13 protein-coding genes are annotated in these 13423 nt (G+C 68.9%); 1 reads left to right on the top strand and 12 read right to left on the bottom strand.

Annotation, left to right across the window (positions count from 1 at the left end; translation table 11 throughout):
• Window positions 1-118 precede the first annotated feature (118 nt).
• The 8 genes from E2F49_RS09260 to E2F49_RS09225 form a co-directional block, all read right to left on the bottom strand.
• Entirely contained in the window at window positions 119-949 is an 831-nt protein-coding gene (locus tag E2F49_RS09260; protein ID WP_133393646.1) for a flagellin N-terminal helical domain-containing protein, read from the bottom strand.
• 761 nt (window positions 950-1710) lie between these two features.
• The gene (gene flgL, locus E2F49_RS09255) at window positions 1711-2913 is read right to left on the bottom strand and encodes a flagellar hook-associated protein FlgL (protein WP_133393645.1); all 1203 of its coding nucleotides are present in this window, start codon (window positions 2911-2913) and stop codon (window positions 1711-1713) included.
• A gap of 9 nt (window positions 2914-2922) precedes the next feature.
• Window positions 2923-4815, bottom strand: coding sequence for a flagellar hook-associated protein FlgK (flgK, locus tag E2F49_RS09250; protein WP_133393644.1), 1893 nt, complete (start codon window positions 4813-4815; stop codon window positions 2923-2925).
• A 28-nt stretch (window positions 4816-4843) separates the two neighbouring features.
• Complete coding sequence (gene flgJ / locus E2F49_RS09245) at window positions 4844-6037, bottom strand: flagellar assembly peptidoglycan hydrolase FlgJ (protein ID WP_133393643.1); 1194 nt, start codon at window positions 6035-6037, stop codon at window positions 4844-4846.
• A 9-nt stretch (window positions 6038-6046) separates the two neighbouring features.
• Window positions 6047-7171, bottom strand: coding sequence for a flagellar basal body P-ring protein FlgI (locus tag E2F49_RS09240; RefSeq protein ID WP_133393642.1), 1125 nt, complete (start codon window positions 7169-7171; stop codon window positions 6047-6049).
• A gap of 12 nt (window positions 7172-7183) precedes the next feature.
• Window positions 7184-7906, bottom strand: a complete 723-nt coding sequence (gene flgH / locus E2F49_RS09235) for a flagellar basal body L-ring protein FlgH (RefSeq protein WP_133393641.1) — start codon at window positions 7904-7906, stop codon at window positions 7184-7186.
• A gap of 8 nt (window positions 7907-7914) precedes the next feature.
• Window positions 7915-8703, bottom strand: a complete 789-nt coding sequence (gene flgG, locus E2F49_RS09230; RefSeq protein ID WP_055251610.1) for a flagellar basal-body rod protein FlgG — start codon at window positions 8701-8703, stop codon at window positions 7915-7917.
• 24 nt (window positions 8704-8727) lie between these two features.
• On the bottom strand, window positions 8728-9474 hold the full coding sequence (locus E2F49_RS09225; protein ID WP_133393640.1) for a flagellar basal body rod protein FlgF: 747 nt from the start codon (window positions 9472-9474) through the stop codon (window positions 8728-8730).
• A gap of 279 nt (window positions 9475-9753) precedes the next feature.
• On the opposite strand from E2F49_RS09225, the gene E2F49_RS09220 reads away from it, so the two are divergent.
• Window positions 9754-10125 (top strand): endonuclease domain-containing protein, encoded by a 372-nt coding sequence (locus E2F49_RS09220; RefSeq protein WP_133393639.1) that lies wholly within the window; start codon window positions 9754-9756, stop codon window positions 10123-10125.
• Window positions 10126-10336: 211 nt separating this feature from the next.
• On the opposite strand, the gene flgE is transcribed toward E2F49_RS09220, so the two are convergent.
• Genes flgE through flgB form a run of 4 tightly spaced genes read right to left on the bottom strand, consistent with a single transcriptional unit; the run spans window position 10337 to window position 13101 of the window.
• The gene (flgE, locus tag E2F49_RS09215) at window positions 10337-11557 is read right to left on the bottom strand and encodes a flagellar hook protein FlgE (protein ID WP_133393638.1); all 1221 of its coding nucleotides are present in this window, start codon (window positions 11555-11557) and stop codon (window positions 10337-10339) included.
• Between the two features lie 49 nt (window positions 11558-11606).
• The gene (locus tag E2F49_RS09210) at window positions 11607-12284 is read right to left on the bottom strand and encodes a flagellar hook assembly protein FlgD (protein ID WP_133393637.1); all 678 of its coding nucleotides are present in this window, start codon (window positions 12282-12284) and stop codon (window positions 11607-11609) included.
• Window positions 12285-12310: 26 nt separating this feature from the next.
• Window positions 12311-12718, bottom strand: coding sequence for a flagellar basal body rod protein FlgC (gene flgC, locus E2F49_RS09205; RefSeq protein WP_133393636.1), 408 nt, complete (start codon window positions 12716-12718; stop codon window positions 12311-12313).
• An 11-nt stretch (window positions 12719-12729) separates the two neighbouring features.
• The gene (gene flgB, locus E2F49_RS09200; RefSeq protein ID WP_133393635.1) at window positions 12730-13101 is read right to left on the bottom strand and encodes a flagellar basal body rod protein FlgB; all 372 of its coding nucleotides are present in this window, start codon (window positions 13099-13101) and stop codon (window positions 12730-12732) included.
• Window positions 13102-13423 lie beyond the last annotated feature (322 nt).

Raw genomic sequence — 13423 nt, 5'->3', positions numbered from 1 at the left:
CCTTGTGTCGTGTGCGGGAATTGCGAAGGATCGAAGCGGTGGTCCCGTTCCGCTGCGGCCTCGGTGTCGAAGCCGCAGCGGAACGGGGCGTGGTGATGGCCACGCCCCGGTGTTGCAATCAGCGGATCAGGCTGAGGACGTTCTGCGAGCTCTGGTTGGCCTGGGCCAGCATCGCGGTACCGGCCTGCTGCAGGATCTGGTTGCGGGTCAGCGCAGCCGATTCCTTGGCGAAGTCGGCGTCCTGGATGCGGCTGCGGGCGGCCGACAGGTTCTCGGAGTTGATCGAGAGGTTCGAGACGACCGAGCTGAAGCGGTTTTGCGCCGCACCAAGATCGGCGCGAGCTTCGTTCACAAGCGTGAGCGCATCGTCAATTGCGGTCATCGTGGTGGCAGCACCAGTACCTGCACCAAAGGCAGTGGCCTCGACGTCAAAGTCAGACACAGTGATCGCGATTGGGGGGATCACAATATCGATCTTGTCATTCGCGCCCGCATTAGCACCGACTTGGATTGCGAACGTCTTGCCAGCTGTCGGGAAAAGAGCCTCGCCGTTGAAGGTGGTATTGCCAAGAACGCGGGTGATTTCTTCACCGAGCTGATCGATCTCTTTCTGGATCGCGCCCCTATTTTCAGCCGAGTTTGTACCGTTTGCGGCCTGGACAGTCAGCTCACGGATCCGCTGCAGGTTGTCGCCGATGGTGCTCAGTGCGCCTTCGGCGGTCTGCGCCAGCGAGATGCCGTCGTTGGCATTGCGGGCGGCCTGGTCCATGCCACGGATCTGGGTGGTCATGCGCTGCGAGATGGCGAGGCCGGCGGCGTCGTCCTTGGCGCTGTTGATGCGCAGGCCCGAGGACAGGCGCTGCAGCGAGGTGGCGAGGTCGTTGCCGGACGCGCTCAGGTTGCGCTGGGCGTTGAGCGACATCACGTTGGTGTTGATGATCTGGGACATGGAAGCTCTCCTGGAGGGTAGGTCCGGCGGCGACGAGTGGGCCTTTGCCGGTTCCGCAGGGTGTTGGCCGGGATTGGCCCTCGCCGCTGCTGACATGGATAACGGCACCCCCGGAAGATCCTTTAGGGCGGATGCGCAATATTCTTTCGCGGGATGCCGGACAGGGCTGTTTCCAGATGCGGGAAGGTGCTAGGCAGCTTCGCAGGATGGATAAAGCGCAGCGACACCCATCGTTGCCATGCCGGAGGTGGGCCGGGCGCTGTGGACCAAAACAACCTTCGCGCTTCCGAGGGCACGTTTCTCACGCGCGTGCGGACTCGAAGGTAGCGGGGTAATGGGTTTCGCTGCGCTCGACCCACCCTTCCGGACGACACTTCTGCCTGCGGTGGGCGGCGCCCGCGAAGTCACGCGATGCGCGAGTGCGCTCGCGCGCGCTCCAACTATTCTCTTGGCGCACTGGCCTTGGGCGCCCCGCAGGCGCGCTCCTGCGGCGATGTGTGCGGCGCATTGAGCGGAGGACCGCGCATGCTTCACGGCCCTCCCCCGCGTGCGGGGGAGGGTTGGGTGGGGGCGAAGGGCCAGACCTCGACATCTTCGACGCGGGCAACGCGTCTGCTCGGCACCGACTGATTACTGACGTGAGGGTCTGCCGCCATCCACCCTTCCCCAACAGGCGAGGGAAGGGGTCGGTCACGCGTTCCAAAAGAGACGTGGTGCCGATCCGCAGCTGGCAGCGACGGCCGACCGCAGCCGAGCACCACTTACAGCAACTGGAAGATCGACATCTGCTGCACCTTGATCAGCGTGCGTTGCGCCGCCTCGAGCGCGGTCGACTGCAGGGCGAGCCGGCTGGCGGCTTCGGTCGGGTCCACGTCGCGCAGGGTCGACAGCATCGTCTCCAGGCTCACGCCATACGACTCGCGGCCATCGGTCGCGTCGTCGAGTGCGGCGAGGCGCGTGCCGGTATCGGCGCGTGCCGAGAGGAAATGATCCTGCGCCGCGGTGACGTCGCCGAGTGCGCGGTTGATCGCGTTCTGGCGCGCGGCCTTTTCGCTGGCCGTGATCGCCGGTGCATCGAGCGCATTCGCCAGCGTCTCCAGCGTGCCGAATACGTCCTGCGTCGGCGCCTTGCCGATCGTGAAACTGTCACCGGTCGCGGGCGTGCCGCTGATCGTCATCTGGATGCCGCCGCCCGAGATCGTGCTGCCGGCGACGTACGGGCCGCTGGCGACCACGGCCCCGGCGCTGTCGCGCAGTTCGAAGGTATCGGGCGCGGTGAAATGCACGCTCAGACTGCGGCCGGCCCATGCGGCCGTATCGGTCACCGTCGCGCTCCCCAGGACGCCACTGCCGGTGTTGCCTGTGCCCGCGGTCGCGCGACTCAGGCCGTCGCCGGTGCGCACGCGCAGGAACAGGTCGCTGCCCGGATCGGTGTCGCGGATGCGCAGGCCCGGCGCGACCTCGACCTGGTTGCGGCCGTCGTCGCCGATGTAGCTGACGCCGCCGTTGGCATCGACCACGAACGGCGACACGCCATCACGCGAGCCGGCGAAGAGTCTGTTGCCGGTGCCGTCGTCGCGGTTGCCGATGGCGACGATGGCTTCGCGGATCTGCCGCAGCTCGCCCGCGATCGACGCGCGGTCGGCATCCGACAGCGCGCCGTTGCCGGCCTGCACGGTCAGCTGCCGCGCGCGATCGAGCTGCGTGCCGACATCGGTCAGCGCCTGCTCCTGCGAACGCAGCCGGTGCTCGACGAGCGCCGAATCCTTGTCCTGTTGTTCCAGCGTCGACAGTGCATGTTCCAGGCGCTTCGCGTTGGCCATGCCCGACGGATCGTCGGCGGCATTGATCAGCTTCTGCTGGGTGGTCAGTTCCAACTGCGCGCGGGCGACGTTGGATTGCTGGCGCAGCAGTGCCGACAGGCCCTGCTGGTGGATGCCGGCGGTGGAGAGTCGAAGCGTCATGGCATCTCCTTAGCGGCTGACCGAAACCAGCAGGGTCTGGAACAGCGTGTCGGCGGTCTTGAGCACCTGCGCGGCGGCCTGGTAGGCCTGCTGGAACTTCATCAGGTTGGCGGCTTCCTCGTCGAGGTTCACGCCGCTGACCGACTCGCGCTCGGCGGTGACCTGCGCGTCGATGGCCTGCTGCGCTTCCAGACCGAGCGAGGCATGGCGCGCTTCGACGCCGGCCTTGGCGACCAGTTCGCTCAAGCCCACCGTCAGCGATACCGTGCCGCCGTTGAGCGTGCCGGCGGTGTCGAGGCCGGAGAACGCCAGCGCATTTGCGTTGTTGGACGAACGCGCCGGCGTGCGGCCGAGGCTGAAGCCGTCACCGGGCGACGGCGTGCCCGAGAGCGTGATCGACCAGGCACCGTCCGGGTCGTTGATCGGACTGCCCGGCGTCCACGCAAACGGCCCGGCGCCATTGACCGTGTACTGGGTGCTGTCGAGGAATTCGATGGTCGCGCCGTTGAAACCGGCGAATGTGCCGGCATTGGTGACGCTGGTGGACGCGACGCGTGCGTTGCCGAGATTGCCGAGGTCGCCGGTCGAGGTCATCGCGCCGGCCGCGGCGATCTTCGCCGGGTCGGTGATCGCGAGCTTCAGGCTGCCGGCCGCGTCGGCGGTCGGGCGCAGGGCGAAGCGGTCGCCGGCGGCGGCGCTGCCGCTCATGACCAGCGACACGCCGTCGACGACGAATGGATCGGCCGCGGTGCCGCTGCCGCTCATTGGCACCGGTGCGCCGGTGTCGCTACGCTGCGCTGTCCAGGCGGCGCCGTCGAAGCGCAGCGTCACATCGTGTCCGGTCAGCGCGCCGGCGTTGGCGATGCCGGTCAGGAACGCGGCCGAGCCGGTGTTCGCGGCATTGCCGGCGACCCGAGGCGGGGCAAAGGTGAAGAGATCGGTGCCGACATCGCCGTTATAGTCCACACCGGCGCGCTGCGCGGCGTTGAACTCGCTGGCCATGACGGTGGCGAGCCGGCCGAGTTCGGCGCGCGCCGGGTCGAGCACGCGGCTGCGGAACTCGAGCATGCCGCCAAGCCCGCCGGAGACGTTGCTGTCCGCCAGCCGCACCGGTGTGCCGTTGCCGGTGTCGAGCGCCAACTGCTTGCGGTCGGGGTGATAGGCGTCCTGCACCGTGGTCAGCGTCGAGGCTTTCGCACCGAGCACCAGCGGCTGGCCGCCCAGCGTGAACACGTTGAGCGAACCGTCGTCGGCCTTGATCACGCTGGCGCCGGTGATCGCGGCCAACTTGCCCACGCGCAGATCGCGCTGGTCGAGCATGTCGGGCGTGACCAGGTTGCCGCTGGCGGCGATCGACGCGTTGAGGTTCGCGATCTCGCGCATCAATTGGTTGGCGTCGCCGATCTTGCCGACCAGGCTGGCGTCGGTCTCCGCCTCGATCGTGCCGAGCTGGGTATCGAGCGAATTCCAGCGCGCGGTCAGCGCCTGCGCCGCGGCCAGCAGGGCGCTGCGCGCGGAAGTGGAGGTCGAATCGGCCGCGACGCCGCGACTGGCGTTGAAGAACGCGTTGAATGGCTGCGACAGCCCCGTGGAGCCGTCGGAGAACAGGGTGTCGATGCGGTTGGACATCGACGCCAGGCTGGACAGGCGGCCCACCTCGCCGCTGCTGTCGATCTGGCGGCCGAACACCAGGCCGTCGGCCAAGCGCTGCAGGCGCGCGACATCCACGCCCTGGCCGATGTAGCCACCACCGGCAGTCGGCGATCCCGCGCGCGCGGCCAGATCCACCCGTTGGCGGCTGTAGCCCTCGGTCGTGGAATTGGCGACGTTGTGGCTGATCGTGCCCAGCGAGCGCTGGAACGCGAGCAGCGCGGAACTGCCAGTGGAGAGCATGCCGGTCATCGGAGTCCTTTACGCCTGGTCACGACGGCTAGTAACGCGGGCCCATCGGCATGCGGTTGCGCGTGCCCAGGGACGCGAGCAGCCCGACATCGGTGCCGCCCATGTCCGCCGCTGCAAGACGCGTGCCGGGCGCGGGCATCGACTGGGCGTAGCGCAGGCCGGTGTCGTAGGCGGGCAGGGCGCGCTGTTCCATGCCGGCGATCGCGTTGCTGATCGTCGGGCCGTTGGCGATCGCGGTGAGCTTGGCGGCGTACCGCGGATCGGTGGCGTAGCCGGCGCGCTGCAGCGCGCTGGCGAAGCGATGCACGTCGTCGCCGGTGCCGCGCGCGGCGGCGTAGCGGTCGTTGCCGATCAGGCGCGTGTAGTCGGCGAAACTTTCGGCGGGCGAGGCATACGCGCGGAAGCGCGCGCGCTCGTTCTGGCGCACGCCGTTGACGTACTCGTGGGTGCCGGTGGTGACGCTGTCGCCGCCCCAGCGGCTGCCGGCCTTGATGCCGAACAGGTTGTTGGAGTTCACGCCCTTCTCGCCGGCCAGGCGCCGGCCCCAGCCGGTCTCCAGCGCGGCCTGGGCGACCAGTGCCTTCGCCGGCACGCCGAGTTCGGCGGCGGCCTTCTGCGCGTGCGGCCAGATCGACTGCACGAAGGCTTCCGGGCTGCTGCTGTCGAGCGCGACGCTGCTGTCGAACGCGGCGTCGGCCGGCGGCGCGGGCAGGGCCGGCATCGGCAGCGCCTGCAGCGAGACGCCGCTGCTGGTCGACGCGAGTGCCAGCGTGCCGCCGGGCGCAGCGCTCAGCATCGTGCCGCCGATGCCGTAGGCGCGCATGCCGCCCGACAGCACGCCCGACGGCGCCATGCCGAGTGTCATGCCGGCAGGCGGTTGCGCGAGCGGCATCGGCGCGGCGCCGGTGGTGCCGGGCAGACGCGTATCCAGCGGAATTTCGTCGACGGCTTCGCCGGTGCTGCGCTGCAGCTGGCGCTCGATCTGCGAGGCGAGGCCAAGGCCCTTGCCCTTGGTGATCTCGCGCGCCAGCTGCTGGTCGTACATGTCGCGATACGTACTGTTGTCGCCGCCGAGCGGATCGCCCGACGTGGTGCTGCGCATCGACTTCACCAGCATGTGCGCGAACTGGGTTTCCAGCTCGCGCGCCGCTTCGCGGATGCGCGGCTGCGACGGCGTCGCAGCGGCATCCAGCGGCATGGCATTGGCGGCGGCGATACGCATGGCGGGTCGTCAGATGATCTCGAGCTCGGCGCGCAGCGCGCCGGCGCGCTTGAGCGCTTCGAGGATCGCGACCAGATCGCCCGGCGCAGCGCCGACGGCGTTGACCGCACGCACGATCGATTCCAGCGACGTGCCGCCCTGGAACATGAACATCTTGCCGCCGTCGGCCGTGGCGCTGACGGTGGACTGCGGCACGACGACGGTCTGTCCGCCGCGCGAGAACGCTTCGGGCTGGCTGATCGCCGCGCCCTCGACCACCGACACGGTGAGCGAACCGTGCGACACCGCCGCCGGCAGCACGCTGACCATGCCGCCCATGACGACGGTACCGGTGCGCGCGTTGACGACGACCTTGGCCGCGGCCGCGCCCGGCGAGACGTCCAGCGATTCGAGCTGTGCGAGGAAGCCGATCCGGTCCATCGCCGGCGGGGTGATCTCGATGGTCACGCCGTCGATCGCCTGCGCGGTGCCGACGCCGAAGTTGCGGTTCACCGCTTCGACGATGCGCGAGGCGGTGGTGTAGTCGAACTGGTGCAGGTTCAGCGTCACGTTGCCCGCCGCGCTCTGCGCCGCGCCCGGCACCGCGCGCTCGACGATCGCGCCGTTGGGAATGCTGCCGCCGTTGGGCGCGTTGACCGAGATCTTCGAGCCGTCACGGCCCGAGGCACCGAAGCCGCTGACGACCAGCGAACCCTGCGCGATCGCGTAGATCTGCCCGTCGGCGCCGCGCAGCGGGGCCATCAGCAGCGCGCCGCCACGCAGCGAGCCTGCATTGCCGATCGACGACACGGTGACGTCGATGGTCTGGCCCGGCTTGGCATACGGCGGCAGTTCGGCCTGGATGGCGACCGCGGCGACGTTCTTGAGCTGCGGGTTCACGCCCGGCGGAATGGTGACGCCCAGCTGGTCGAGCATCGTGCGCAGGCTCTGCACGGTGAACGGCGTCTGCGAGGTACGGTCGCCGCTGCCGTCCAGACCGACGACCAGGCCGTAACCGACCAGCGGATTGCCGCGGACACCGGCGACCTGCGCCAGGTCCTTGACGCGTTCGGCGTGTGCCGGCGCGGCCGGCAGTGCGAGCACCAACGTGCCCAGCAGCGCGATGCCGGCGGTGATGAGACGTGAGGAGAACATGTCGGCAGGCCTTTAGTAGGGCGCAGCGGCGGAATTGAAGAAGCGGCCCAGCCAGCCCATCGCGTTCGAGCGCGCCATCGCGCCGCGACCGCCGTAGAGGATCTGGGCATTGCCCACGCGGTCGGAGGACACGCGGTTGTCGGGACCGATGTCGGAGGCGCGCACGATGCCCTGCACCTGGACGAGTTCGTCGCCCTGGTTGAGGCGCACCTGCTTCTCGCCGGCGACACGCAGGTTGCCGTTGGGCAGGCGTTCGATGACGGTCACGGTGATGTTGCCGGCGAGCGCGTTGCTCTGGGTCGAGTTGCCCTGGCCGGCGAACTGGCGCGCGGCTTCCACTTCGGCCTGCAGCACGTTCTGGCCGTTGAGCGTGACCTGCTGGCCGAAGATCGTGGGCGCGCCCATGCCGATCGTCGAGCTCTTGCTGATGCCGGTCTGCGCATTGCTGCGCGCGCTGGTGCTTTCGACCAGCACGATGGTCAGCAGGTCGCCGACTTCGCGCGCCTTGTTGTCCTGGAACAGACGGATGCCCGGATTGCCGCTGCCGTCGCGGGCGCCGGCGAAGATCGAACCGCCGCCGTCGCCGGACACCGGCTGCACGTAGGCGGTCTGTGGGCCGTAAGCCGCGGTGGCCGCCGCCGGGTGCACCGGGAACGGCTGCACGTCGCCGACGAAACTCGCGCAACCCGACAGCGGCAGCGCGGCGAGCAGCAGGGAAGGCAGGAGCAGGCGCATGGTCGCGATCACAGGTTGTTGTTGAGGTAGCCGAGCATCTGGTCGACGGTCGAGATCGCCTTGGCGTTGGTTTCGTACGCGCGCTGCGTTTCGATCATCGACACCAGTTCCTCGACGGTGTTGACGTTGGAGCTTTCCAGCGAACCCTGGATCAACAGGCCCGCGCCGCCTTCGCCCGGTGCGCCGGTCTGCGCCGGGCCCGACGCGGTGGTCTCGGTGTAGAGGTTGCCGCCCAGCGACTGCAGGCCGGTCGGATTGACGAAGTCGGTCAGGGTGAGCGCGCCGATCTGGGTGGATTCGTTCGAGCCGGCCTGCTTGACGCTGATCGTGCCGTCGGAGGCGACGGTGATGCTCTGCGTGCCTTCGGGGATCTGGATGCCCGGCTGCACCGGGTAGCCCTCGTTGGTGACCATCTCGCCTTCCGCGTTCATCTGGAACGCGCCGTCGCGGGTATAGGCGCTGCTGCCGTCGGGCATCAGCACCTCGAAGAAACCGCGGCCATTGATCGCCACGTCCAGCGCGTTGCCGGTCTGCGACAGGTTGCCCTGCACGAAGGACTTCGCCGTCGTCGCCACGCGCACGCCGGTGCCGGTCGCCATGCCGCTGGGCAGCGTGGTCTGCTCCGAGGACGCACCGCCGGGCTGGCGCTGCACCTGGTAGAGCAGGTCTTCGAAGTTCGCGCGGTCGCGCTTGAAGCCGGTCGTGTTGACGTTGGCCAGGTTGTTGGAAATGACCGCCATGCGCGTCTGTTGCGCGTCGAGGCCGGTCTTGGCGATCCAGAGTGCCTGTGTGGTCATGGCGGTCTATTCCTGAAAGTGGGATCAGCGCGAGGACAGCAGCGAATTGGCCGAGCGCGCGGACTCGTCTCCGGCCTGCAAGACGCGTACCTGCATCTCGAACTGGCGCGAGAGTTCGATCATCGAGACCAGCGCACCGGTCGCATCGACGTTGCTGCTTTCCAGTACGCCGGTCTGCAGCACCGCGCCGGCTGCGGGCAGCGGTGCCGGGCGGGCGGGGTTCGCGCGCAGCAGGCTGTCCTCGCCGCGGGTGAGGTCGGCCGTCGTGGTCTCGACCACCTGCAGGCGGCCGATCTGGGTCATCGACGAACGCGGCGAGCCCTGCGGAATCACCGACACGGTGCCATCGGCGCCGATCTCCAGGCCGTCGTTGGGCGGAATCGCCATCGGCGCGCCGCCGGCGTCGAGCAGCTGCAGCCCGCTGCCGGTGGTCAGCAGTCCGTTCTGGCTGACCCGCAGGTCGCCCGCGCGGGTGTAGGCGGTGCCGCCTTGGGGATCCTGCACCGCGAACCAGCGGTCGGCATTGAGCGCCACGTCCAGCACGTTGCCGGTGGTGCTCAGCGCGCCGGTGGCGTTGCTCACGCCGACCACCCGTTCGGCCGTGGCCACACGCGACGACAAACCGTCGCCCGTGACCGGCATCGCAGTCGTGGCACTGAGGGTCGCGCGGAAGCCGACGGTGTCGACGTTGGCGAGGTTGTGGGCGACGTTCGCCTGGGCGCGCAGCGTGGCGCTGGCGCCGGTCATCGCGATGTAGAGGGCCTTGTCCATGGGAGTGGACTTGCAAGGCCTGTGCCGCGGTGGGCTTTTCGCGTGCTTTCCCGCCTGCGTTGCCGAATGCTTCGACCTGACCCCTTGCCCCCATCCCAGCCTTCCCCCGCAGGCGGGGGAAGGGGCAGGTCTCCGCGCCGGCGCGTGACCGCAAAAGCCCTCCCTCGCGGGCGGGGGAGGGTTGGGTGGGGGCAAACCCCACGCTCGGGCGATCAATGATCCGCTGGCGCAGTTCGGCCTCTTGATCGAGCTTCAGCCCGGCATCCGTCGGGAATCCAGATGCGCACTGGACAACGCCAGAATCTTGCTCGACGTCTCCGCCACGCGATGACACCGGCCGAGATCGCGCTATGGCGTCATCTGCGCGATCGCCAGCGATGCGGCGCCCGCTTCCGACGTCAGCATCCGGTCGGCCCGTTCATCGCCGACTTCGCGTGCCTGGAACCGGCGCTGGTGATCGAAGTGGACGGTGGGCAGCACAACGGCTCGCGTGCCGATGCGAGTCGGGATGCGTGCCTGCGTCGCCGCGGATTCCACGTGCTGCGTTTCTGGAACCACGATGTCCTGCAGAACCCGGAGGGCGTCTGCAGCGTGATCGATGGATGGCTCGAAAGCCGGATCGCGCATATAGAACGATCGCGCGACGAATGAAGCCCTCCCCCGCGCGCGGGGGAGGGTTGGGTGGGGGCAAACCATCGGAAGGCGAAAAAATGATGCGAGCGCATGGCGTGTTGCGCATGCCCTTCGCTTTCGCGACCCCAAACTTTGCCCCCATCCCAGCCTTCCCCCGCGGGCGGGGGAAGGGGCGGTTCCAAGGGACTTCAACCGTATCGCCCGGTGAGGACGACGCGGCTTCCCCTCATCAACGCAGATTGATCACCGTCTGCGTGATCTGGTCCTGCGTCTGGATCATCTGCGCGTTCGCCTGGAAGTTGCGCTGGGCCGTGATCATGCTGACCAGCTGTTCGGTCAGGTCGACGTTGGAGGCTTCCAGCGCGCCGCCCTGGACCAGGCCGAACTGCGAGGTGCCGGCGGCGCCGCGCAGGGGCTGGCCGGATTCGAAGGTCTCGGAGAACGCGTTGTCGCCGGCCTGCTGCAGGCCCTGCGGGTTGGCGAACATGGTCAGCGCGACCTGGCCCAGCGGCTTGGTGACACCGTTGCTGTAGCTGGCCTGGACCACGCCCTCGGCCGAGACCGAGATGCCCGACAGGCTGCCGGTGGTGAAGCCGTCCTGGGTCAGCTCGGACACGGCGAACTTCTGGCCGTACTGCACCGAGTTGCCCAGTTCCAGCGACAGCGTCATCGGGCCGGCGCCGCCCGGCGGGGTGTGCGCGGGCAGGGCGATGTTGCCGCCGGCCGGCGAGATCAGTGCGCCGGTGTCGGAGTACTGCAGGGTCTGCGGGCCGCCCACGTCGACGCCGTCGATCTGGGTCTGCACGGTCCACTCGTTGGCGTTGCCGGTCTTGGTGAAGTACAGCGCCTGGGAGTGCGACGCGCCCAGCGAGTCGAACACCGTCAGCGAGGTGGTGTGAGTGTAGGTGGTCGGATCGGTCGCGTCGAACGGGGTGTTGGTCGGCGGTGCGCCGTTGCCCGGCAGGGTCACGCCCACGTTGACCTTGGTGCTGACCTTGGGCGGCGCGTCGCCGGTGGCGAGCTGCAGATCGCCGAGCTTGCCGGTGTTGAAGCTGCGGCCGTCGCCGGTCGGCGAATAGACCTGCAGGCGCTGGCCCGACGGGTTCACCACGAAACCGTTGTTGTCCGTGGTGAAGTTGCCGGCGCGCGAATAGACCGTCTGGCCGTTGTTGGACAGGGTGAAGAAGCCCTGGCCCGACACGCCCATGTCCAGCGCCTGGCCGGTGAAGTCGATGTTGCCCTGGTTGAACTGCTGGGCCACGCGCTGCAGGCGCGAACCGGCACCCACGGCGTTCTTGGCCAGGCCGTAGGGCGAGACCGCGAACACGTCGCCGAACTCGGCGCGGCTCTGCTTGAAGCCGACGGTGTTGGCGTTGGCGATGTTGTGCGAGGTGACGCTCAGGTCGGACGAAGCGGTGTTCATGCCGCTCAGCGAGATACGGAAGCTCATCTTGGGTCTCCGGAACGAGTCTGGATCGGGAAAAGGAGGGGAGCGGCGGTCAGCCGAGGCGGCGGACGGCGGCGAGCGAGTGGCTGCCGATGCCGGCCATGTTCAACGTCAGGCCGCTGGCCTCGATGGAGACGCTCTCCACCTTCGCCTTCACGCGCACCGACAGGGCTTCGCCCGTGCCGGCACCGTCGGCGGCGCTGCCCGCGACCGCCTTGATGGTGTAGGTGCCGCCCGAGGCCGGCACGCCGGCATCGGTCAGACCGTCCCAGTGATAGGGCGTGGCGCCGGCGCCGTCGGCCTGCACCGTGAGCTTGCGTACCGTGGTGCCGCCCGAATCGACGATCTCGATGGTCTGCGCGCCCGCGCGGGTCGCCTGGATCTCGCCGCTGAGCGGCGCGCCGGGCGCCAGCTGCACCTTGGAGGTTTCCACCAGCGCGTCGTGGCCGACGAGCGTGGCCGCGCGCAGGGTCTGGTCGGATTCCATGACGCTGGCCATCGAGCCCATCGCCGTCTGCATCTGGTCGATGCCCTGCACGGTGGAGAACTGCGCCAGCTGGCCAAGGAACTGCTGGCTGTCGAGCGGCTTGAGCGGGTCCTGGTGCTTGAGCTGCTCGGTCATCAGCCGCAGGAAGTTCGCCTGGCCCAGCGCGCCGGTGGACGGCTCGGCCTGCTTCTGCTTCGGCGTGAGGCCGAGGCCTGCCAGGGTGGTGGTGTCGACGGTGGCCATGATGGCGGTCTCGAAGGGGCGGGCCGTCAGCGGCCCATGTTCAGGGTGGCCAGCGCTGTTTCCTTGGCGCTGTTGAACACCTCGACGTTGGCCTGGTAGCTGCGCGAGGCGGAAATGAGGTCGACCATCTGCGAGACCGGGTCGATATCCGGCGCATAGACGTAGCCGTTGCCGTCGGCCAGCGGGTGGCCGGGCTCGTAGCGCTTGATCGGCTGCGCCTGGCTGTCGAGCACCTGCGCCGCGCGCACGCCCTGCAGCGCCGGATTGCTGCCGACCTGTTCGGTGGTGAACACCGGCTGCTTGGCGCGGAAGACGGTATTGGGATCGCCCGACACCGAATCGGCATTGGCGAGGTTGGAGGCGACGGTGCTCAGGCGCACCGACTGCGCGGTCATCGCCGAGCCGGCGACGTCGAAGATGGGCAGATTGCTCATGGTCGGTCTCCTTACTGGCCGGTGATCGCGGTCAACATGCCGCGGACCTTGGCCTCGACGAAGGACAGCGAGGCCCGGTACTCGAGCGAGGCCTGCGCGAACGCCGCGTTTTCGCGGTCGCCGTCGACGGTGTTGCCGTCGAGGCTGGGCTGGCTGCTCGGCCGCAGGTAATGCGCGTTCCCGGCCGCGGTGGAAATGGCGTTGCCCGGTTCCAGCGGCCCGCCGCGCTGCGCCTGCAACGCGGCGTTGAGGGCCCCGTTGAAGTCGAGGTCCTGCGCCTTGTAGTTCGGTGTGTCGGCATTGGCGATGTTCGCGGCCAGCAGCTGCAGACGCTGCTCGCGGATCGCGAGCGCGGTGCCGTGGATTCCCAGGAAATCGGCCATGTGCCCTCCAATGGGCGGGGTGTCGCACGGATCAGGCAAGCGGCGTGCCAGAGGCGGGGCGACGGGTTTATGGCGGGGTGGGAGGCCCTTTGCAGCGCGGTTCCGGGGGTTCGGATGGCGAGTTTTTGTCGCGCCCCGTCCGTGCCGGGGCGGGCGCCTTCCCCACGCATGCGGGGGAGGGCCAAGATCGGGGCGAACGGCCGGATCGTCGGGACACCGCGTCGTGCACGTGGCGTGCCGCCCGAGCCGGACGCGCCTGCAACGTGCTGGTTTGCCCCCCCCCCAACCCTCCCCCGCAGGCGGGGGAGGGCTCGAAGTCGCT

Origin of the sequence: Luteimonas terrae, from assembly GCF_004358165.1 — a bacterium.
In the GTDB taxonomy this organism is placed as follows: Bacteria; Pseudomonadota; Gammaproteobacteria; order Xanthomonadales; family Xanthomonadaceae; genus Luteimonas; species Luteimonas terrae.
Note: the sequence above shows the minus strand (reverse complement) of the source record. Positions and strands in the feature narration are given on the sequence as shown.